Annotated in this window: 21 protein-coding genes; 6 read left to right on the top strand and 15 right to left on the bottom strand. The window is 70.4% G+C overall.

Annotated elements, in window-relative coordinates; all coding sequences use genetic code 11:
• The first annotated feature begins 458 nt into the window (after nt 1-458).
• Nucleotides 459-1,541 (top strand): ParM/StbA family protein, encoded by a 1,083-nt coding sequence (locus tag ACWHTU_RS12390; RefSeq protein ID WP_447859678.1) that lies wholly within the window; start codon nt 459-461, stop codon nt 1,539-1,541.
• Nucleotides 1,538-2,044 (top strand): hypothetical protein, encoded by a 507-nt coding sequence (locus ACWHTU_RS12395; RefSeq protein ID WP_447859679.1) that lies wholly within the window; start codon nt 1,538-1,540, stop codon nt 2,042-2,044. Before ACWHTU_RS12390 ends, ACWHTU_RS12395 begins: the two co-directional genes overlap by 4 nt.
• 30 nt (nt 2,045-2,074) lie before the next feature.
• On the opposite strand, the gene ACWHTU_RS12400 is transcribed toward ACWHTU_RS12395, so the two are convergent.
• The 9 genes from ACWHTU_RS12400 to ACWHTU_RS12440 form a co-directional block, all read right to left on the bottom strand.
• The gene (locus ACWHTU_RS12400; protein WP_447859681.1) at nt 2,075-2,635 is read right to left on the bottom strand and encodes a Uma2 family endonuclease; all 561 of its coding nucleotides are present in this window, start codon (nt 2,633-2,635) and stop codon (nt 2,075-2,077) included.
• A 98-nt stretch (nt 2,636-2,733) separates the two neighbouring features.
• A complete protein-coding gene (locus ACWHTU_RS12405) occupies nt 2,734-2,997 on the bottom strand; it encodes a hypothetical protein (RefSeq protein WP_447859682.1) in 264 nt (87 codons plus the stop codon).
• A gap of 278 nt (nt 2,998-3,275) precedes the next feature.
• On the bottom strand, nt 3,276-4,034 hold the full coding sequence (locus ACWHTU_RS12410) for a hypothetical protein (RefSeq protein WP_447859683.1): 759 nt from the start codon (nt 4,032-4,034) through the stop codon (nt 3,276-3,278).
• A gap of 3 nt (nt 4,035-4,037) precedes the next feature.
• Nucleotides 4,038-4,304: a hypothetical protein gene (locus tag ACWHTU_RS12415; RefSeq protein ID WP_447859684.1), complete on the bottom strand. Its 267-nt coding sequence runs from the start codon at nt 4,302-4,304 to the stop codon at nt 4,038-4,040.
• Nucleotides 4,305-4,535: 231 nt separating this feature from the next.
• Entirely contained in the window at nt 4,536-5,477 is a 942-nt protein-coding gene (locus ACWHTU_RS12420) for an HD domain-containing protein (protein ID WP_447859685.1), read from the bottom strand.
• Between the two features lie 414 nt (nt 5,478-5,891).
• Complete coding sequence (locus ACWHTU_RS12425; RefSeq protein ID WP_447859686.1) at nt 5,892-6,134, bottom strand: KOW motif-containing protein; 243 nt, start codon at nt 6,132-6,134, stop codon at nt 5,892-5,894.
• Between the two features lie 392 nt (nt 6,135-6,526).
• Nucleotides 6,527-6,886, bottom strand: coding sequence for a hypothetical protein (locus ACWHTU_RS12430; protein ID WP_447859687.1), 360 nt, complete (start codon nt 6,884-6,886; stop codon nt 6,527-6,529).
• Between the two features lie 19 nt (nt 6,887-6,905).
• Complete coding sequence (locus ACWHTU_RS12435) at nt 6,906-7,646, bottom strand: hypothetical protein (RefSeq protein WP_447859688.1); 741 nt, start codon at nt 7,644-7,646, stop codon at nt 6,906-6,908.
• The gene (locus tag ACWHTU_RS12440; RefSeq protein WP_447859689.1) at nt 7,643-8,380 is read right to left on the bottom strand and encodes a hypothetical protein; all 738 of its coding nucleotides are present in this window, start codon (nt 8,378-8,380) and stop codon (nt 7,643-7,645) included. The genes ACWHTU_RS12435 and ACWHTU_RS12440 overlap by 4 nt, the downstream gene beginning before the upstream one ends.
• A gap of 69 nt (nt 8,381-8,449) precedes the next feature.
• Between ACWHTU_RS12440 and ACWHTU_RS12445 the strand changes: the two genes are divergently transcribed.
• Both ACWHTU_RS12445 and ACWHTU_RS12450 read left to right on the top strand, forming a co-directional pair.
• The gene (locus ACWHTU_RS12445; protein WP_447859690.1) at nt 8,450-9,025 is read left to right on the top strand and encodes a CRISPR-associated protein Cas4; all 576 of its coding nucleotides are present in this window, start codon (nt 8,450-8,452) and stop codon (nt 9,023-9,025) included.
• A complete protein-coding gene (locus ACWHTU_RS12450) occupies nt 8,998-9,330 on the top strand; it encodes a hypothetical protein (protein ID WP_447859691.1) in 333 nt (110 codons plus the stop codon). Before ACWHTU_RS12445 ends, ACWHTU_RS12450 begins: the two co-directional genes overlap by 28 nt.
• A gap of 117 nt (nt 9,331-9,447) precedes the next feature.
• Here ACWHTU_RS12450 and ACWHTU_RS12455 read toward each other — a convergent pair whose 3' ends face one another.
• The gene (locus tag ACWHTU_RS12455; protein WP_447859692.1) at nt 9,448-9,618 is read right to left on the bottom strand and encodes a hypothetical protein; all 171 of its coding nucleotides are present in this window, start codon (nt 9,616-9,618) and stop codon (nt 9,448-9,450) included.
• Nucleotides 9,619-9,707: 89 nt separating this feature from the next.
• On the opposite strand from ACWHTU_RS12455, the gene ACWHTU_RS12460 reads away from it, so the two are divergent.
• Nucleotides 9,708-10,370, top strand: coding sequence for a M48 family metalloprotease (locus ACWHTU_RS12460; protein ID WP_447859693.1), 663 nt, complete (start codon nt 9,708-9,710; stop codon nt 10,368-10,370).
• A 477-nt stretch (nt 10,371-10,847) separates the two neighbouring features.
• On the opposite strand, the gene ACWHTU_RS12465 is transcribed toward ACWHTU_RS12460, so the two are convergent.
• On the bottom strand, nt 10,848-11,144 hold the full coding sequence (locus tag ACWHTU_RS12465; RefSeq protein WP_447859694.1) for a hypothetical protein: 297 nt from the start codon (nt 11,142-11,144) through the stop codon (nt 10,848-10,850).
• 3 nt (nt 11,145-11,147) lie between these two features.
• Nucleotides 11,148-11,381 (bottom strand): hypothetical protein, encoded by a 234-nt coding sequence (locus tag ACWHTU_RS12470; protein WP_447859695.1) that lies wholly within the window; start codon nt 11,379-11,381, stop codon nt 11,148-11,150.
• Nucleotides 11,382-11,561: 180 nt separating this feature from the next.
• Here ACWHTU_RS12470 and ACWHTU_RS12475 point away from each other — a divergent pair, with 180 nt between their 5' ends.
• On the top strand, nt 11,562-12,140 hold the full coding sequence (locus ACWHTU_RS12475; protein WP_447859697.1) for a hypothetical protein: 579 nt from the start codon (nt 11,562-11,564) through the stop codon (nt 12,138-12,140).
• Between the two features lie 176 nt (nt 12,141-12,316).
• On the opposite strand, the gene ACWHTU_RS12480 is transcribed toward ACWHTU_RS12475, so the two are convergent.
• From ACWHTU_RS12480 to ACWHTU_RS12490, 3 genes are read right to left on the bottom strand one after another with little or no spacing between them, the layout of a single operon-like run.
• Nucleotides 12,317-17,581, bottom strand: coding sequence for a conjugal transfer protein TraG N-terminal domain-containing protein (locus ACWHTU_RS12480; protein ID WP_447859698.1), 5,265 nt, complete (start codon nt 17,579-17,581; stop codon nt 12,317-12,319).
• Nucleotides 17,578-18,960 carry a conjugal transfer protein TraH gene (locus tag ACWHTU_RS12485; RefSeq protein ID WP_447859699.1) on the bottom strand — a complete coding sequence of 461 codons (1,383 nt, stop codon included), beginning with the start codon at nt 18,958-18,960 and terminating at the stop codon, nt 17,578-17,580. The genes ACWHTU_RS12480 and ACWHTU_RS12485 overlap by 4 nt, the downstream gene beginning before the upstream one ends.
• Complete coding sequence (locus tag ACWHTU_RS12490) at nt 18,957-19,766, bottom strand: conjugal transfer protein TraF (protein ID WP_447859700.1); 810 nt, start codon at nt 19,764-19,766, stop codon at nt 18,957-18,959. The genes ACWHTU_RS12485 and ACWHTU_RS12490 overlap by 4 nt, the downstream gene beginning before the upstream one ends.
• Nucleotides 19,767-19,778 lie beyond the last annotated feature (12 nt).

The raw sequence follows: 19,778 nt of genomic DNA on the forward strand, positions 1-19,778 counted from the left end.
TTCTGCCGCAGATCGAGCGCCATTTTCACGGATGACCCGCTTGAGATTTGGTGCCATTTGCGGTCAATGGCACCAGCTTGGTGCCATTTTTGGTGCCATTTCCCAGAGGGCCGACGGGAATACCGTCTATGACATGCGCGTGCGATGGTTCATCGAACTGCCGGACGCCGATCCCGATGCGGCGGTGATCCGCATCTGCTTGGGACAGATCCCGCCGCGACGGCGCACGGAGATCCTCCGCAAGCTGCTTGCGGCGAGCTGCCGCTCGTTGCTGCGCTACCGGCAGAGGATGGCCGCGTCGCCTCAGCCTCACTCAGGCTCGAGGGCATCTCAGCGGTCGGCGCCGCGCCGGCCCCAGCCGGCCACGCCATCCGCCGAGGACCGTGCGGCGGAGAGCCGCCGGCTCGCCGCGCTCGCCCAACGCCTGCGAGTCTCATTTGTTTCAGGAGGGAGATGCTATGACGACACAACCGACGCACTCAATTGACGAGCACCTGTCCGTGTCCGAGACAGCGGTTCAGCGCCCGGCCAAACCCCGGGCGCGCCGTCCGGCGGCCAAATCGTCCGCCGCGTATGCGGCCGGCCTGGACGTGGGCTACGCCTACGTGAAATGGCTCGCCGCGGACGGCACGCGCGAGCTGCTTCCGACCGCCGTGGCCCCGCTGGATTTGGACGGCGGCCCCGCCGGGCGCACCCGCCCCGGCGACACCGTGATCACGCTCGACGGCACGGCCTATCTCGTCGGCCACGGGGCCATTTGGTCCGGCCGGCGGCTGAGCGACCATCTCCGCTGGGACACGTGGTGGCAATCCATCCCCTACCGCGCCGTGCTGCTGGCCTTGGCCGAGCGCGTGCCGCCCGGCGCGGTCCTCGTCACGGGAGTCCCGCTCTCCGTGCCGCTGACCCCGGCGCTGTCGGAACCGATCGAGCGCGTGCTCAAACAGACACTCAAAGCCCGGCAGGTGCTGGTGACCCAACAGGGCGCCGCCGCGGCCGTCGCCCTCGATCTGCTGGACCAGGACAGCCAGATCGGGCTGATCGACATCGGCGGCCGGACGACCGAATTCGTCACGATCCGCTACGGCCGCATCCATACGGCCCGCTGCACGGGCCTCCGGCTGGGCGTCTGCGCGTTGTACGACACGCTCGCCGCCGACTGTCATGCCCGCTGGAACTGGGAGGTCGATGGGTACGTGATCGAGCAACTGCTGCGCGGGGCGCTACCCGCCGTGCGCCTGGGCCCGGACCAGGCCACGGTGATCCGCGATCTCCAGGATCGGCTGCGGGTGGCCGCGGCGCCCCTCGCCGATCAGCTGCTCGCGACCTGCCGCAGCCTCTGGCAGGACGGCCGCTGGCTGGACCAGGTTATCCTCTGTGGCGGCGGCGCGGAGCTGTTCGCCGAGCCGCTCCGCCGCTGGCGCGGCGATCTCGTGCTCGCCGAGGACCGGCAATGGCTCAACGTCCGGGGCTACCTCCGGCTCGCGAGCGATCTCGTGCCCGCCTCCGGCGCGGACCCGGCGGCTAATGGAGAGGGGCGATGACCCGGCGCAGCCGCTACGTCCGCTACACCATCCGCATCCCCGCCCAGGCGGCCGCTCGCCTTGCCCGGCTGGCCGCCCGGCGCGGCATGCCCGCGGCCGATGTGGCGCGGGCCTGCGTGATGATGGGGCTCGCGCAGTTGTCGGACCCCTCCGAGCCACCATTGGAGACCACCGATCTCCTGCTTCGCTGGGAGGAGGTGACCCGGCAGGTGCATGCCTTGATCCGCAAGGGCGGGGCAACCGCCTATCGAGCGGCCCTCATCCGGCGGTTGGTCGGCTTGTCCGTGGACCGCTGGGAGGTCGTCGATCAGTGGTTCGAGGAACGGGCGGCGCATGCGCCGGCCGGCTCGGCCCGCCTCCTGGCTAAAGAGGCGCTGGTCTACTTCGGCTTGCCCGCCAAGGTCCTGCCCACGCTCATCACCCTGGCGCAGCGGGTCCGCCACCGGCTCTACATGCGGGCCCTGCGCCGGACGGCGGACGGCACGATGGCCGCCTCGCCGTGAGATCCCGCCGCGGCTGGTCCTTTCCCGAAGCTAGTCGAAGATCTCCACGAGCGGCAGCGAGAAGCCGGGAAGGAGGGGGGTCGTGAGGAGATCGCGGGCTTCTTTCGACCATTCCGCAGCCCGCGCGTACTGGTCCCCGCTCAACCGGAGCGCTTTCACCGTCTCCAGCTCCGGATCCACGATCCAGTATTCCTTGACGCCGTATCGCTCATAGAGTTTCCGCTTGGTCACTTCGTCTTTCTTGCGGGTGGCGTCGGAGAGGATCTCGACGATGAGGTCCGGGGCGCCCTGGACGTTGGCTTCGGTGATGATGGAAGACCGTTCCGCCGAGATAAAGAGAAGGTCCGGCTGGACCACGTCTTCGTCGGACAACACCACATCGTACGGAGCAGCCAAAACGGTGCCCAGCCGTTGCCGGGCGATCCAGTTTTCGAGAGCTGCGGCCAGACGGAGCGAGACACGCTGATGCTTCGTATTCGGCGCAGGCGTCATGTAGTGATCTCCGTGGATCAGCTCGTGCCGCTTCCCGTCGTCGGGAAACAGGAGGTAATCCTCGTAGGTGAGCTTGGTCGAGCGGGCGTGAGCAGACATACGGCCTCTGTGTTTCCAGGGTGTGCGCTGGATTCTACCAGCGTCTTCCGCAAGCCTCAAGCTGTGAGGAACCTTCACAGCCTGCGTCGGCCACGCTTTCAATCCGGCGGCGGCACGGGCGGCGGATCGGGCTCTCGCCGCGGATCCCAGGCCCAATAGGCGCGGCCGCTCGCCCGGTACCGCCGCGCCTTCTCCTCCCACGCCTTCGCATAGGCCGGATCGTCCAGCCGGCCAAGGACTTCCAGCGCGCAGCGGTCGCGCCGGTCCAGCAACACGAGGTCCGGCAGCAATCCCGTCTCGTCCAGGCCGAGGCCTCCGGCCGCCAGGGGCTTGACGAAGCGCCGGCCTCTGGCTGCCTGCATGGCGGCGCCGGCGAGACGCCACGCGATAGCGGCCGTCCGCCTCGGTGATCACCTGGCCCGCCAGGAGTTTAGCCACCGCGCTCCCGACTTCCGCCCCCGTGGGAATCGCGTGCTGTATCGCGTCGGCTGCCGCGATCATGTCCGCGAGCGTGGCGCCGCGGCCCCGCTGATCGCCTAACGCGATCGCCGCCAGGATCCAGCCGTCCGTCCACGTCCACGATGCCATAGGGTCCTCCTCTGCCAGCGGCTCCGGCCTTGGATCCGGGGCAGAGACCACGTTATCCTAACACTTCGTAGAGCGTATTCCACTGCGCGCGCCGCGCGGCCCGCCGGTGGCCCCAGGCCAACGCCAGGACCAGCGTCAGCGAGAGCCCCGCCGCGGTGCCCAGCAGCCACCCGCTCGCCGAAATCCAGATCGGATAGAATCGCTCGTACCACGCGACCCACGTCAGCCGATCCAGCGGGTCCGCGACCCCAAGCAGGGTGAGCAGCAGCGCCAGCGGCGTGTCTCCCAGGAGCCAGTCCTGCACCCGCGCCGGGGGCACGAGGAACAGCAGCAGATGATAGGCGATCGCCCCCAGCACCGCCTTCAGCGTGATCCCGGCGATCCAGCCGGCGCATAGCCAGTTGATCGCCCGCTTGGGCGCCGGGCCGTAGTACCACGGCGCCAGCTGCGTCACGAACAATGCCCAGTAGCCGAGCGGCCAGAAGAACGTCATCAGAAAACTCCAGGCCCGGTCGTACAGCGCGGCGAGCGCCGTCTTCGGCCCGCCGCCGAAGACCGGCACCAGCGTGTCCAGCACGGCGAGCGAGAGCGGCAGCAGCACGACCCCGAGCAGCATGCCGCCCGCGCCCCCCTTAAAGCCCGTGTAAATCAGCAGGCTCTGGTTCTTGAGCAGAAGCGACTCCACCGGCACCGGCGCGCCGTAGAACTCGATCGTCGCGTACTGCTGGATCTGGCTGATCACTTCGATGAGGCTCTGCGGCCGCTCGCGCGGCGTCGAGGTCTCCAGGAAAATCGGTCCGCCCCTGCCCATGGCCTACAACCCCGCCAACACGCGCACCACGGAGCCGGTGTACGTGAACAGCACGCACAGGATGAAAAAGAGCGCCCCCAGGATCAGCTGCTGGTGATAAATGCCCCGCCAAAAGGCCAGCAGCAGCGCCAGCGCCGCAAGAATCCGCGCCGGCCAGCCATAGAAGATGGTCTGAAACCACCACGTGACCAGCGCCTGGTACCGCACAATATCCACGCCCGACGCGCCGGATGACGCCGCCGCAGCCATCTGCCAGAGATCAGACTCCATCAGCACCGCCGCATCTCCCCCGGTTTGGGGCCCACACCGGCCCACGGAGCCGCCGAGATGGCACATGGCCGGTGCCAATACCGGGCATCGGCCCAGTACACCTCCGGCATTATCGTGGGCAACGGCACGATGGTCCCGCACGTGAGGCACTGGACCGCCGCTGGGGACCGCACTTGATCAACCGTCTGACTGCTGTCCTGGTCCGAAGCCCGCGCGTGCATGGACAGCACCCTACTCCTCCGCCGCGAGCGGCCGCTTGCGGACCGCCGTGATCAGCGCCAGGATCCCCGCCTTGCGCTGCCGGAACACGCCCTCCGACCCAAACCGCTCGACCTTCAACGGCACGAGATAATGCGGCGGCAACAGCCGCGGCCCTTGATGCGGCACCGTGATCTCCAGTTCGTAGGGCAGCCCGTAATGCCCGTCGCCGATCTCGTCGGCCAGCCAGCCGCTCTCCTTGAGCCAGCGGACCAGCCGCGCGGCCGCCCGCTCCCGCTCCCCATCCGCCAGGAACGTGAGATCCACCGCGCGGCGCTCGTGCATCACCGTCCGGGCTGCCCGCAGCACCAGGTCGAGCTTCGCATACACCACACCGCGGAACGTGAGCGCCAGCCACTGGTTGCCCTTCTGCAGCATGTCGATCTCCGCCGCCACCAGCTCGCGCCACCGCGCCTCGTCCATCCACGCGGGGAACGCTGCGACCCGGACATCGCCCATGGTCGCCGCGATCTCGCGCTCCCGCGCCCGCTGGTCCGCCACCCGGAGCCACGTGGCCAACATCTCGTTCGACCGCCGGTGATGGTCGCGCACCGCCGCCACGACGCTTTCCAGCCACCACGGCTCCGGGCCCTCGCCGGCCCACTCGCGCAGTTTCACCGCGCTGATCGCCGCGTGATCCTGCTTGCCGTAGGCCTTGAGCGCCCGCCAGGCCGGAATCTTGCCCATGTCGTGCGCCAGCGCCGCCAGCGCCGCCCGCGGGATATGGCTGTCCGGCTCCCGGTACTGCTCGCGCACCACTTCGATGATCGCCGCCAGCACATGCGCCGTATGGTCGCGCAGCGTGACCTTGCCCAGCGAGTCCCGCAGCGACGCCAGATCCTTGGCCTCCCGGTCCGCCGCACCCCGCTCCAGCACCACCGACGGCGCCTCACCGTGCTCCAGCAGCGCCGCCACCGCCTGCTCCATCACCGGCCAGAGCCCTTGCCGGCGGCACCGTTCGGCATAGGGCGCGAGCAACGGCCCGAACGGAGCAGGCAGATCCCTTGCCCCCGCAGCGGCGCTTGCGGCCGAGGCCTCGGCCGCCGCAGGACTCGACACGGGATTCGCCCAAGGCTCGCCCGCGCCGCTCGGGGCGCTTGGCACCGGGGAGCCCGAGGGGGCGACGGGCGCGGCGGCAGCCGCAGCCACAGGCGCCGCGCTCGGCTCTCCCGGCAAGGGCCAGGGCTCCCGATTATGCGGGAGCCAGATCTGCGCCAGCTCGGTCACCTCAATCTCCACGACCTCCGCCGGACGGGACCTCCCGCCGATTCCCCCGGTGAACCAGGCCGCGATCCGGCCCAACCCGCGACGCCACACGCGATCCTCCCGCTATGGCCGCGACGCCTGCCGTTCCCACGGCAGGCCCGCCAGCCGCTCCAGCTCCGCCATCGGGACCTTCACCGAAAGGCCGCGCCCCCACACGACCACCTCGACGAGCGCCCTGGACTCCTCCACGGCCCGCACGCGCCCGACCGCGCCCGCCGCCGGCCCGGCCAGCACCCGCACCAGATCCCCGGCGCGGATCCCGACCGCCGGCGCCGCGGGCTCCGTCACCCCGGCAGCACCCGGCAACGCCACTCCCCGGCAGCACCGGCGCGCGGACGGTCCAGCAGCGGATCACCCGGTCCGTGACCACCTCGACGCGGCGGATGCCTTGCTCGGCCAGGCGCCGGCGCAGCTGCTCCAGCGGCGGCCGCCCCGCGGGCCGCTCGATGTACCACACCTCAGCCGATTCTCTGTCCGCGCCGGCCGCCTGCGCCGGCCCGTTTCCCTCCGCCATGCCCCCTCCCCTCAGACGGGCCCTCGCGCGCGGCCAGCGCCCGCTCGCAGCGCGCGCAGAGCTGCACGAGCGAGCCGGTGGCGGCCCGTGCCGCCACGCCCGCCAGGGCACAACCCGCCCGCAATCCGTGCAGGGCCCGCGGCTCGCCGCGCGATGGGGCGGCAACGGTCGGTCTCCGCGGGTATCAGAGCGCATCCTGGTCCTGCCCCTCCAACGGCTCGCCGCGCAGCTTGCGCTCCCAGTCGCGGAGCGTCCGCAGCGTGAGCAACGAAAACACGGCGCCCGCCCACAGCGCGGCCGCCTCGAGCACACCGGCGCCGCCGAAAACCGACAAGAGTCCCATATCCTTGTCCGGACCGCCCACCAGCCAGCCGGCAATGCCCAGGGCCATGAGCAGGGCGGCGAGGACACTGACCACCAGCGCGCCCGCCGCGGCCAGATGGAGCACCGTCCGCAGCCAGCGCAGGTAGCAGTCCTCGATGCGGCGGTATCGGAGGCCCGCCCGCGGAGCGCCTTGACGTTCCTCGATCCAGCGGTCCCACATGGCCGCGGCCAGCCGCGCCTCAGCGCTCCACGGCCGGCGTCTCGAAGGCCTCGCGCACGATCGCCTCGACCGTCGAGCGGGCCCGTTCCGCCGCGCCGGCACGCTTCAACATGGGATGGGGCTCGTACGGGATCTTGGTCAGCTGGGCCAACTCCGTCACCAGCTCGTGCCCCTCCCGGATCAGGCGGCCGACCTGCGTCAAGAGCGCGCCGGCGTCCTCCAGCGAGTCCACCGCGCGGGCCCGCACCAGCTGGCCGTCCAGCGCCGTCAGCGCCAGCGCGAAGCGCCGCCCCTCCGGCGAGCGCGGGAGATAGAAATCCACGCCGTACTGCCCGGCGATGGCGCGCCGGTAGGCCCGCAAGGCCTGCTTTTCCTGCACGGTGCGCGGCCCTTCCGCCGGAAGGCCGTCGGTCCCCATGGGCTCCAGGGCCAACGCTTGCTGCGCCCCGCGCGCCGTGACCAGGCCGTCCAGCTGATCGAGCCACGCCTGCGCTTTGGCCAGCGCCGCCTGTCCGTCTGCCAAGGGCAAGTCCAGCGAGGCGCAAATCGCCCGCACCCGCTGGCACGCCTTGTCCATCGTCCAGAGCATGCTCCGCAAGACTTGCGCGTCGCGCGTCCGCAGCCAGAGCAGGAGATAATCCAGATCCTCGGCCCGTTCCAGCTTCCGGGCTAGGCGCGCCTCCCGCTGCGCCTGTTGCTTGGCCGCGCCAGCCAGCTTCGCCGCCGGCTTCGCGGCAGTGTCCGTGTGTGTCGTGGTCATCGCTCCCTCCTCCTTGTCTCCGCGAGTTCCGCCGGACCCGCGTGCTCCGCTTCCGACGGCGGTCCGGCTCGGCCGCCGGAAGCTGCGCCGGCTGTACAGGTATTCCCGCCGGCGGCGTGCTCGATGAGTTCCAGCTCCTTGCGGAGCAACGCGGCCGCCGCCCGCAAGTTGGCGCCGCGAGCCCCGAGCACCGCGCCGCGCGCCAGCGGATCCACGTCCAGCAGCACGTGCCGCGGCCGTCCGTCCGGCCACGCCGCCCGCACGGCCTCGGGCGGCGCCGGATACAGCGCCGCCCGCACCTGCGCCAGCAGCTCGTCCTCCTTCGGCACCAACACCAGCCGGACCGACAGGTGCGCGCGGGCCGCCGGCAGCAGCCCCACCGCTTCCTTCAGCACCTCCGGCGACGCGCACCGCACGAGCACCTTCGCCCGCGGCCAGCCGGGCCGATAGGCCACGCGCGTCACCGCCAGCCGGTGCTCCGCTCGCAACGGCGACAAGACCAGCTCGGCGATCCGGCGGATGTAATGCGGCGTCCGCTGGGAGAGCCGCGGGTACGGCACCACTACCTCGCGCACAGCCGCAAACCCCGTATCCCCGACCTTGTAGGCCCGGTCGGCTTCCGTCCGGGGCAGGAGCGCAAACGGCCCGGCCGGCTCAAGCCAAACCAACACGGCCGAGGCCTCCGGCCACGCCTTGCAGACGGTGAACAGCACCAGATGTCCGACTTTGAGCATCGGCATTCAGCGCGGTCGCAATGGGGCGTAGCCCGCGCGGCCCTTCTCTTCTGGTACTATCCTTGGACGATGGCCTGGCTGATTCTTCTCGGCATCGCAGCGTGCCTGTGGCTCGCCTACTGGCTCCGGCGGCGAGGCTCGCGCGCGGCGGAGGAGCTGGAGGCCCGCGGGCTGCCCGCCGGCGCGAGCACCCTCTGGCAGGACCTCGCGCCCGATCCGCGCTGGTCTCCCGCGCGCCGCCTGGCCGATCCCGTGACCCGGTTGCGCGGGAGCATCGACCACGCCTACCGCACGCGCGAGGGCCGCCTCGTGGTCGGCGAATTCAAGGCGAAACGGCAGGTGCCGGCCGAGCCGCACGAGAGCGATGTCCTGCAGGTGGGCGCGTACTTTCTGCTCTGCGCCCGGGACCCGGCCGTCCGCGAGGAACCGTCTCACGGTATCCTGGTGTACCGCGACCCGGATGGCGAGCAGCGGGTGTTCCGCCTCGCCAACACACCGGAACTTCGCGCCAGGGTCCTTGCGACGCTCGAGGCCCTCCGGCTGGCCGAGACGGCTGAGACGGTTCGCCGGTCGCACGAGCACCGCGGCCGCTGCCGCGGCTGCGGCTGGGCCCGCTGGTGCAACGAGGCCTTGGAGCGGCCCTAGCGGAGGATCTTGTGGCGGAGCGGCGCGATCGATCAGACAGGACACCGCGCGGCGCGGCCCCGCGCTGGGTCGGCGCGCGGGAACTGGCCGAATTCACCTATTGCGCCAAAAGCTGGGCGTTCAGCCGGCGCTACGGCGATCCCCAGGATCCCCGCGCGCAGGCCGCGCTGGAAGCCGGCCGGCGGGCCCATCTGCTGGAAGGGTTATGGCGGGCGGACGCGGAGGCCGCCGTCCGCCGCGGGCGCTGGTGGTGGGTCTGGCTCGTGCTCGCGGGCCTGCTCGCCTGGTGGGCGTGGTTGAGTTGAGACCTCCCCTGTTTTGGCAGTTGGATTGAAGGTTCTAGCGAACGCATGCGTCCACTCAGTTCCTGCGCTTCGCCTGCGGAGTCGCATCCGGTTCGGCGAGAGGGATAGATCGCTCGATCAGCAGGCGCAGCTCCGCGCGAAGGCCACCGCCAGGAAGGCCCCCACCAGCCAGTGCAGATCCCAGGCGACCGCCACCGCCAGGACGCTCAACGGCGCCAGCCAGATCAGGCTCAGCTCCATCGCGGCCGCTTTCCACGAAAGACCTGGATCACTCCGTTCGCCCGACATAGTTGTCCTTGGGCTGACGATGCCAGCCCCTGACTTGCTCCAGACCGCCGCCTGGAGTACAAAGGCTCGTTCCGCCGTCTCCACGCGATATGCAGAAACGCACCCGGCTGGAAGTCCTCATCGCCGCCTTCTCGTGGGTCGCGCTCACCATCTGGGCGTTCGCCCCCTCCCGGATTTCTGATCCGCCGGCCATGCCGCTCTGGATGGCCCTCGCCTTCCCGCCGCTCCATCTGGCCATCGCCGGATTCCTGTACGCCTGCGCGACACCGCTTCCGCCCGATGCGGCCTGGCCCGCGCGGCTGCGCGTGATCGCCTGGCGGAGCGGCCAGCGCGCGCTCCGCGCCCGCTCGTTCGGTGGAGGCCTCGTTCCGGTCGTCCTCATCGCCGGTCCCTGGACGCACCAACCGGCCGAGATCCGCCGCGCGCTGCTCGCGCACGAGGCCGGACACCTGCTCGGCTGGCACATGCTCTGGCTCCCGACGCTGGGCCTCGCGTTGGTGACATTGCTTCCCACGAGCTTCGGCAGCGTGCTCCTGGCCTGGGCCATCTGCGCGACGATCAACCGCCGGCTAGAGCTGGACGCCGACCGGCGGGCCGCCGGACTGGCCGGCGCCGCGGCCGCCCGCGCGATGCTGGCCGTTGTCGGCGAGGATCGCGGCTGGCCTCAGCTCCGCCGCGTCCCGATCCTGTGCCTGCTCCTCACCCATCCGCCGCTCAACGAGCGGCTGGCCGCCTTGTCGCGCGCCGGCTGAACGGCTCGCCCGGACCGCGGCGCACAGCCCGGCCAGCATCGCCACGTCCCCGAGCCGGAGTCCCGCTAGGACCCACACGAGCCAGCCGGCCGACGCCAGCTCGATCGCGTGGATCACGCCGTCGCCGCGGGTCAGCCGCGCGACCAGCGCGAGCACGGCCCAGCCGCCCACCGTGACCGCGATGAACGGCCACACCTCCGCGACCGCCGCGCGAGCCGCGGCGACCCAGCGCGTGATCGCTCCCGCGGCAACCCAACAACGCACCCGCAGGTTCTTGCCGGACATGCGAGCCCTATCCTCCGTCCTCACGGTTCTTTGCAAGAACTCCTGTCTGCTTCAGCGTGAACTCCGCTTGCCACACAGCGCCCAAGGCCGTATAGAAGGGAAACAATTGCCAGATTTTCAGCGACACGCCCATGGCCAACCATGCCTGTCCGCAACGCGCGCGGTCCCGCGCCACGGGCCGTCGCGCGGGTCCTACCGGAGGTTGCGCAGCAACAGAAACACTTCCTGCACGCCGAGGTTCACGACCGCCGCCGCGATGAGCGCGACCACCGTCCCCCAGACGAACCCGTTCCACCACGCGATCAACCGCAGGTCGTCGCCGTCGATCGCCGGCAGACGCTCGATCCCCCGCAGAAGCAGCTCGCCGCCGACCCAGCGGAGGATCATACAGACGGCGATCATGCGCGTGCCGAACGGCTCCAGAAACCAGACCGCGGCCGGCGGCAGCGATTCCCGCGCGCACGTGCCGTGATCGCAGACCAACGCCATCCCTCACCTCCCTCGCAACACCGCGAGATAGAACTGGACCGCCCCGCTCGCAGCCAACAGGCCGATCACCGCCGCGCCGGTCCACCAGCCTTTCCAAAAGGCCGCGTGAATGCAGCGGCTCCGCCAAAGGGCCAGCATCCGCCGGCCCCACGCCTCCGACCGCGGCCGCCAGCACGCGCAGCCCATGCGCGACCACGTGGGCTGCCCCGGCTCACTTCCAGGCCAACTCGATTCCATCAACGCCTCCTTTCCCCACCGCGCCGCGCCGGCAGGGCGACGGATCGGTTCTCCAGCTTCCTCGTCCTGCCCGCGAGGCCGCGCAACGATCGTCTTGCGTCCTCCGCGCTTCTACGGTAATATTCCCAGCAAACCCGGCGGCGAACCCAGGGCGGAGAGCACACGAACCAGGAGGGAGCCATGCCCGAGTTGAGCTGGCAGGATGTCGCGTGGTTCTGGCGACAGCACGCGGGAGGGATTCTGGTGCTCATCATGATGCTGTCCGTGTCCTGCGTGACCTTCCGGATCTGCGCCTGGAGGTGGAGCAAGCCCAGCGCGCCCCCGCCGGGGGCGCTTGTCCATCCCGAGCGCGCCGCGCGCGTCCGGCTGCGGTCTCCGCTGTGGTGGCTCCTGGACCTGCCCGCGTTTGGCGTCGTCGGCGCTATGACCGTCTTGAGCGTTTGGCATCTCATCCTGGATCTCATCAAGGGCAAGCCTGACCCGAGCGGGATCTTCAGCCTCATGCTCCTGACGTTCTTCGTATCTGCCTTTAGCTATGTCATCGCCTTCGGCAGGTACTTCCCGCACCGCCCCCTCTCTCCCGAAGAGCGGAAAGCCATCAAGCAGGAATGGCAAGAGATGCTTGCCCGCATGGATCAGTACAACGCCGAACAACGGAAAAAGGACTGGGAACGCACGAGGAAGCGGCTCGCGGCCATAAACAATCCATTTGATATGCGCAGTCCGTTTTACGAACCGATGAGCAGGCGCCATCGGTGAAGCAAGACTCCTACAGCTTCAGGAGTGGCAGTGTCAACACTAACGCGAGTCGTCCTGCCCCGCCGGCCGATAGCCCGTAAAATCCAGCGGCTCGGCTAATCCCGCCATATAGATGCGCTTACCAGCGACGCTCGGATCGATCCGGTAGATTCGCTCCATCAGCTCCTCGCGCGTGATCATGCCGGCGAGATACTGCGCGACAACCGGCGCATACGCCTCGTATTTGTCGAACAGATCATCGCCGCGCGCGCGAACGCGAGCGATCTGATCGTTCGGCGCGGAATCCGCTGCGCCGTTGCGCGCGTGAGGCCTTGGTTGCGCGGAGGGCACGTCCCGCTCGCGCGGGCCGCCGCCGCGGACGGCTCGACGCGGCCGGGGCCGGCCGGGGAAGGCGCGCCCGGACCCGCGGCATTCGCGGAAGCCGGAGCGGTCCGCGCGGATTCGGGAGCCGTCGGCTCTCCTGCAGATTGTGCGGGCGCGGCCGCCTGGCCGGCCGCAGCGGAGTTCGGCTTTTCAGGCGCCGGCTGCGGCGCGGGAGCCGGCGCGGCGGATGACGCTGCCGCGTGATCCTGTGTGGCCTCCGGCGCCGTTCCGACCGGACCGGACGCCTTGAGCGTCTCGACGATCGCATCCGCGAGCCGTGTCCGGACGCCCGCGTCGAGATGCGGGACGTAGGTCGCCATGGACAAGGCCACCCCCCGGCGGAAGGCCGGCTCATCAGACACGCCCTGCCAATACAGCTTGGCGTCCGTCTCAATCGCAGCCCAGAAGCGACGGCGCTCCGGCTCCGGCAGCTGATCGACCAGCTCCGCGAGCGTGCCCGAACGCCCTGCGCCAGCGCGTGGCGTCGCCGGCCGCGCGGAGCCTGCGCCGGCACTCGGTGTGTTCTGCGGCGGGGCCGGTTGGCCCGGCGCCGCCGCGCGCGGAGGCGAATCCGCCGGGGCCGCGGAGGGTTCCTGAGGCGGCCCGTTCGGATCCGGCTCCGGTCTTCGTCCTTCCAGCACGGATGGCGCCGGCGGCTCAGGCCTCGCCGCCTGGGACTGCTCGGTCGGCACAGGTTCCCATGAAGACAGCGCGCCGGGCGCGTTGAAGAGCCCGCTCAAGGGGCCTACTCCCGCCTCCGCAGGACCGGACCCCGCTTCGGGAGGCGCGCCGCCGGCTGTCTCTCTTAAGGAGCTGATCAACTTCTCTGCCTGGGTCCCGGCTCTGCCAATCAGATGAGTGGAGCCGAAGCTGAATCGTCCCCTATCCTTGACGCTCTCGAGCGCGTCGCCGACGACCTCTTGCACCCCCTTCGAGTACGCGTCCTCGAAGGTCCGGGCGTAGGCGTTCGGATCATGGGGCGAGCGCGCCGCCGCCTGCGCCGCCAGCTCGTCCGCGGTGTAGTACGCCGCGAGCAGCTGGTGCGCGAGAAGATTCACCCGCTTCTGGTCTTCCGACTGATACGACACCTCGTAGAACTTCAGCGAATCGAACACCTTCTCCACGATTTCCTCGGCGTCCTTGCTGCCGAGCTTGGCGGCGACCTTGGCCACGCCTTTTCTCGCCAGGTCCTTCACCGCGCTGGGATCCAGGCTGTACCCTACCGCGTCCGTGCTGCTGCCTTGCCGCTGGTAGAACAGATCAAGGCTCTCCATCAGCGCGTGGACCTGCGCGAGCGCGCGTTGCTCCTGGGTGCCCGGCAGGCCGCGGTCGAGCACGTCCCACGCGAGCCGATGGTCGCCGCGTTGCGCGAGATTGCGCGCCGTCGCGGGATCGATCTGGTAGGCGCCCTCTGTCCGCGTGAACGCCTGTTTGGAAACATCCACCACGTTCTGCCGCACCTCGGCGGAATCGCCGGCGCTCGTCCGCATCACCAGCGCCTGGCCGTCGGCTCCCAGCGCCAGCCGGACCTGGCCGTGCCGCCCGGGCCCCAGCTCGCGCTCGATCCGGTCGCGCACCCACGCCGGCATGCTGGCCGTGGAGGCGGACCCCTCGATCACGCCGCCGATCTCGCCGGCGCGAAACGCCGCCTTGCCGGTCTTGGGATCCTTGACGCCCTCCAGGCGCGCCTGCACGGGCGCCGTGACCTTCGACGGCTTCCCCGTCTCCGGATGCGGCACGGACAGCGTGACCACCGCCGGACCCTCGTATGTGACCCGCCCGTCGTTCGTGATCGTCAGCGTTCCGCCAGGCTGCATCCGCACGGGACCGGACCCGAAGGCCTTCTGCACCGCCTCGACGTTGTCCTCACGCACGCCGATCTCCTGCTTGCTGGTCACGACGCGTCCCGTCGCCAGATCGACCGTCCTGGTCACGTTGGCGAACACGCCCTTCGCGACCCGCTCGGTGACGGTCGCCTCCAGCTTGTGTTTCTCAGCCACGAACGAGCCCCGCTGCGCATTGAGGTTTTGCAGCGCCCACTCTCCGTTGTCCCGGCGCATGGCTGTCACGTCGCCGAATCCCAGATACGTCTGTTGCCCGCTGGGCGAGACATAGTACATATTCGCGCGATACGCCGACAGTTGCTGGCTGCCGTCGCCACGGGAAGTGACCTTGGTCTCGCCGACCGCCTCGACGTGTCCCTTCCAATCGGCATGCCCGAGCGCGATCCGCACCGGTTCCGTGGTGGCGGAGCCCGCACTCGACACCAATGCCGTCGGACCGGCGTCTGCCGGACGCGGGATGGCTGGAAAGGCGTACTCTTGCCCATCGACGGTGATCGTAGGCACCCCCACCTCGCCGGCGGGCGAGCCAAAGGGCAGGAGATCGTTGACCGTCAGATTCATCGTCCGCGTCGGATCATCCGGATCGGGAACCTGGGCGGTCAGCGCCCGCACGCGGGCCTGTTCGAGCGCGCGAGCGAGCGTCTCCGGATCGAACTTGCCGGCGGGGATCTGCACGAGCACGGCGGCATGGTTCACCGGCAGATCGACGACGGTGCCCTCCGGGAGGCCTCCACCCACCACGCGTGTCCGCCGCAGCACGCCGTCCACCTGGCCCGCCACGGTCACCTTGCCATCCCGATCCGGCTTGGCATCGCTGGGGATGAAGAGTTTATAGGTCAGGCCGTTGTCCAGCGTGAACTCCGCCTGCGTCACCTGCGCGCCGTCCGGCCCGGTCACGGTTTCCATGGTCACGGTGCCGCGGACCTCGCCGATTGTGATGGGAGAGGCGGTGTTGGCGCGGACGATGTTCGACGCGGATCCCGCGTACGGCCGGAACAGCGTCAGGCCGGCGATCTTCTTCTCAGGATTGTCCGGGTCCGGGGTCACATGGCCCGGCACCCGGAGGAGCCCGTCCTCCACGTGGTGCTGCCCGTCGGGGCCGATATAGTCCACCCGCGCTTGCGCGACCTGAACCTCATGGCCGCCGCGCCCGTCGGGCGTCGCGACGGCCGCCGCATGAATGGTTCCCGCCGTCTCGAAGGACCGGCCGCCGGCGGTCTCCACCCGCAGATCCGTCCGCCCCTGGATCCGATAGCTGATGGTCCCGTCCGGGCTTTGCACCGCCTGGTACGTCAGGCCCTTCAGAGTGGTCTCCCATGTGGTTTGCGTCAGCTTCCCGAAGCCGCCCGGCGCATTGGGGTCCTGGGCGAAGACCCCGCGGGGCTTGACGAGTTGATGCGTGAGTGGATCTTCCATGCTCGGCAGCTCCACGTCGGCCCCGTTCCCCGTCCAGCGCACGAACGCGCCCTGCGGCACCGTGTAGGATCCCGCCGGCGTCTGCACGGTGACAGTCTGGTCCAGCACCTGCCAGCCGGACTTGTGGCCCTCCGGCGTGATGGAGACCTCCTGCGTGGGCGAGGCGATCTTGATGGACCCGTCCTTCATGACCGTCATCATCCGGCCGTCGCCCGGACGCACGGTCGTGCCCGAGAGGCCGCGTGTCACGGCCGTCGTGTTCCAGTGCCGCTGCCAGTCGTCGGCCCCGATGCCGGTCATGTTCGGCGGGCGCTTGAGCGGGTCCGCGAGTGCCGCGGATTTCGCGAACGCCGAGGCCGTCACTTCCTCGCCGGCCTCGACGCGCTGGCGGAGGCCCGTCCCGGTGGCCAGCACGCCGCCCGCGGCCCCGCCGAGCACGCCGCCGATCGCGCCCACCCCGCCCCAGGCCAGCGCGAGCGCGATCCCCGGCACGGCGATCATCACGTCGTAGCCGGTCGCGTTGGCCTGCACGATCTGCCGGTACACGTCGTCCAGCGTTCCGAGCGTGATGGCGGTGCCGGCGGCGGTCACGTCCGACACCGCCACGCCCATGACGATGAAGTGGACGATGGCCTGGATGGGCCCCCACAGCATCAGCCACACGAACAGCCGCGCGTAGAGCCCCAGCGCCCGCCAGACGAACGGCGTCACGGCGAGCGCGAGCAGAATCGGCGCGCCCAGGTACACGAGGCCGTCGGCAAGCGCCCGGATCTGCCGCAGGAGCCCCGCCTTCGCGACCTCCCGCCCGGTCTGAGCCTGGATCTCCAGCTGCTTGAGCAGCGCGTCGTTGGCGATCGCCATCGCGCTGGCCGGGTCGCGGTGCTCGCGCGCCAGGTCCATCTGCGCCTCGTGCCACGACTTGGCGATGATGACCGTGGTGAAGATTTGCTCGGGGCTGACCGCGCCCGCGTTGTTCAAGTGCAACGCGTCGAGCGAGGGTTGGAGAGCCGCCCAGGCGTCGCTCAGGGGACCGCTCCCGCACGGGGGCACCGTGCCCCCCGGCGTGACCAGCGACCGCCCGCCGAGCAGGCGGCACTTGAGCCCTCTCAGCGTGGCATCGAGGCCCGCGTCTTGGCCTTCCGTGGGCGGCGCCAGCCGCGGCGTGAGCACCGTCGTGTACATGTCCGCGCAGGAGAGCGCGCCGGCCTCCTGGCCGTTGACGATGAGCGGCACCATGTTGCCGAAATCGTTGCTTTGGATCGCGGCGAAGAGATCGGGGTTGTTCGCGGCGAGGACCTGGGAGATGCCGGATCCCTCGCGCACGACGCAGTCGTGCAGGTAATTGACGAGGTTCGCGTGCAGGTCCCCCGGCGCCAGCGCGCTCTCCAAGAGCGCCTGCACGTTCGCCGTGGGGCGCAGCAGCACGTCGCCCCCCAATTCCCCGTTGAGCTGGAGCGCGGTCGCCAGATTGGTCAACTGATAGCTGATCTGGCTCGCGGCGGCCGCGGGGAGCGCGACGATCAGCGGCACGTCGCCCACGATCCGCGGCGGGATCCGGCTGTCCACCACATCCTCCACCGCCACCGCCACCCGGAGCTGAATGAGCGAGACGAAGACCAGCGCAAACCCGACGAACCAGCCCGCAAACCGCGGCCAGTCGATGGCCCGCACCGCGGTCATGCCCAGCGCCACCAGCAGTCCCACGAGCGCCGCCGCGCGGGTGAGGCTGCCCAGGGCGCCGTTCACCAGCAGCGCGACGGCGGTCAGCACGTTCGCCAGCAGGTCGCCGTCGCCGAAGGCGTAGATCGTCCAGGTCACCGCATCCTCCGCGTCCACTCCGCTTGGTGCAGCATTTCCGTGGTGATCCGCAGGTTCGCCGCGATCCGCTGAGCCTCCTTGCGCGCGATCTCCTGCGCATCGGCCTCCACGGCTCGGAGGCCCGCGCGCACCACCGAGAGATCGACGTCCGCGTGCGGATGGCGCTGCTTGAAGGCGGCCACCCCGGCCGACACGCGCCGGGTGAGGTTCCAGACGTAGTGCCGGATCGCCTCCGCCGCGACCAGCCGCGCGCTCGCGGCCGCGAACCGGGTCATGGCATTCGGATCGTGCAGGTACTGTTTGAACAGCACGTACACGGGCAGGCTGGTCTGCTGGAGCCAGTCCTGTTGGGCGGGCGTCAGCGGGGTCTGCGTCTGGAGATTCGCCGCGATGCCCGTCATGGTCGCCTCCACGCGCTGGACCATGCCCGTCAGATTCGTCTCGGTCACCTGCTGCGGCGTCAGGCATTGCGTCGGCTCGGGACACTGATACACGTGGTAGACTTGGCCCGGGACCGCATCCAGCAGGTCCTCGACCGTGAGCAAGGGCGGATAGTGCTTCTCCGTGCCCGTGTCGTCCATCACCGTCGTGCCCACGAGGCTCATGATCAACCGGGCCTCGTCCGGCTCCATCGCCGGAAATCCCTCCCGCAGCGCCTGCCACACGACATTCCCCAGGATCGTCCACTGCGGATCGCCCGCCAGCTCGGCCGCCACGTCCGCCTTGGTCCGGGTGGCCTGCTGCTCCGCGCCCTCGACTGGATCGGAGATGAGGCCCTGCAGCGCCCGCCACCGCTGCGAGAGCGCCGGCACGTCGGTGGACCCCGTCCCGTCGAGGGCGTTGAAGAGCGCCTGCCCGACCTGCATGCCCGTCTGGCAGGGCGCCACGTTGAGCTGCGTGTTGATGAAGCGCGCGGCGGCCTCCATTTTCGACAGCACGCTCCCGATCGTCGGCGAGAGGTACTCCATGGCCAGCTGAAACGCGAACCCGGCCACGGCGCCGGTGCCGAGCTGCTGGAGCAGCTGGAGGAACCGGTTCAGCGACACGTAGGAGAGCCCCCCGAAGGTCGCGTCGAAGCCGTTGCAGCCCAGGTTGAAGCGGGGCGGCTGGACCGCGGCGAGCTGCACGCTCTGCATCGGCACCCGCGCCGAGAGCGCGCCGCCCGTCAGATACCCGCGGGATTGGCTCTGATACGCGCCCGCCGCGGTCCCGGTCACCGCCCCCTGCAGGTCGGTGAAAAACGCGTTGAGCGAATCGTCGATCGCCGCCGCGGCCGTGCCCGGCCAGGCCAGCGCCAGCGCCGCCACCACGCCGGCCCGCGCGAGCCGGCCCGCGCGGCGCCCGCGCCCCGTGAGGATCCTCCTCATCATCTCCATCATCGCCCCTCCTCCTTGCGCGCGAGCCGCGCGCGGTTCTCGAGCACCGCCAGCACGCGGTCCTCCAACTCGGCCAGCGTGAGCATCCCCTGCCCCACCGGCGCGAGAAACCGTTCCTCGGGAATCGCCACGTACACCGCCGGCACCGCCCGGACGCCGATCGCGTCGCCCACGCCCTCATCCGGCCGCGCGTCCGGAAACTCCGGCAGCCCCCGGCCGTCTTGCGTGATCGGCAGCACGCGCCAGCCGTGCGTGTCCGCGAACAGCTTGAGCACCGGGGCGAAGGCCCGGCAGTATGGGCAGGTGCTGCGGAAGAAGAAATACAGCCCGGCCCGCTCGGCCCAGGCGGCCAGCTGCGCCTGCCGGGCCTCCCGCTCCAGCGCGTCCGCCACCTTGAGCCCCGCGGTCGAGACCGGATGCGCCGCGGCCGGGTCCAGCTCGGGATGCGTGTACAGCACCAGCCGCCACAGGTCCGTGAACGCCTGCGACCGGCGGAAATGCTCCCGGTGGACCAGCAGGTACTCGCGCGCGGCCTCCGGCGTGAAGTCCTCCAGCGCCCGCTCGAGCTTCGCGTCCTGCAGCGCGCGCAGCCAGGCGACCGGCAGTTGCGCGAGCCTCGCCTCGTCCACCGGCCAGCGCTTGAGGCCCTCGCGCACGGCCGGATCCCGCGGATCGGCCGGCTCCGGCTCGGGCCGCTGCGCTTCCGGCGGCACCTCCCGGGCCGCGGGCGGGTCCTCGTACCAGAACCACCCCTCGCGCGTCCGGTCCCAGGCCCACTCCGCCAGGACGGGGCCCGGCGCGGCCGCCACGGCGAGGGCGAG

The organism is Nitrospira calida, assembly GCF_976986435.1.

Excerpts from the sequence above, each read along its gene's own strand:
- ACWHTU_RS12390 (WP_447859678.1), top strand. The coding sequence starts at position 459 with ATGACGACACAACCGACGCACTCAATTGACGAGCACCTGTCCGTGTCC.
- ACWHTU_RS12395 (WP_447859679.1), top strand. The coding sequence starts at position 1,538 with ATGACCCGGCGCAGCCGCTACGTCCGCTACACCATCCGCATCCCCGCC.
- ACWHTU_RS12400 (WP_447859681.1), bottom strand. The coding sequence starts at position 2,635 with ATGTCTGCTCACGCCCGCTCGACCAAGCTCACCTACGAGGATTACCTC.
- ACWHTU_RS12405 (WP_447859682.1), bottom strand. The coding sequence starts at position 2,997 with ATGCAGGCAGCCAGAGGCCGGCGCTTCGTCAAGCCCCTGGCGGCCGGA.
- ACWHTU_RS12410 (WP_447859683.1), bottom strand. The coding sequence starts at position 4,034 with ATGGGCAGGGGCGGACCGATTTTCCTGGAGACCTCGACGCCGCGCGAG.
- ACWHTU_RS12415 (WP_447859684.1), bottom strand. The coding sequence starts at position 4,304 with ATGGAGTCTGATCTCTGGCAGATGGCTGCGGCGGCGTCATCCGGCGCG.
- ACWHTU_RS12430 (WP_447859687.1), bottom strand. The coding sequence starts at position 6,886 with ATGTGGGACCGCTGGATCGAGGAACGTCAAGGCGCTCCGCGGGCGGGC.
- ACWHTU_RS12435 (WP_447859688.1), bottom strand. The coding sequence starts at position 7,646 with ATGACCACGACACACACGGACACTGCCGCGAAGCCGGCGGCGAAGCTG.
- ACWHTU_RS12440 (WP_447859689.1), bottom strand. The coding sequence starts at position 8,380 with ATGCTCAAAGTCGGACATCTGGTGCTGTTCACCGTCTGCAAGGCGTGG.
- ACWHTU_RS12445 (WP_447859690.1), top strand. The coding sequence starts at position 8,450 with ATGGCCTGGCTGATTCTTCTCGGCATCGCAGCGTGCCTGTGGCTCGCC.
- ACWHTU_RS12455 (WP_447859692.1), bottom strand. The coding sequence starts at position 9,618 with ATGTCGGGCGAACGGAGTGATCCAGGTCTTTCGTGGAAAGCGGCCGCG.
- ACWHTU_RS12460 (WP_447859693.1), top strand. The coding sequence starts at position 9,708 with ATGCAGAAACGCACCCGGCTGGAAGTCCTCATCGCCGCCTTCTCGTGG.
- ACWHTU_RS12465 (WP_447859694.1), bottom strand. The coding sequence starts at position 11,144 with ATGGCGTTGGTCTGCGATCACGGCACGTGCGCGCGGGAATCGCTGCCG.
- ACWHTU_RS12470 (WP_447859695.1), bottom strand. The coding sequence starts at position 11,381 with ATGGAATCGAGTTGGCCTGGAAGTGAGCCGGGGCAGCCCACGTGGTCG.
- ACWHTU_RS12475 (WP_447859697.1), top strand. The coding sequence starts at position 11,562 with ATGCCCGAGTTGAGCTGGCAGGATGTCGCGTGGTTCTGGCGACAGCAC.
- ACWHTU_RS12485 (WP_447859699.1), bottom strand. The coding sequence starts at position 18,960 with ATGATGGAGATGATGAGGAGGATCCTCACGGGGCGCGGGCGCCGCGCG.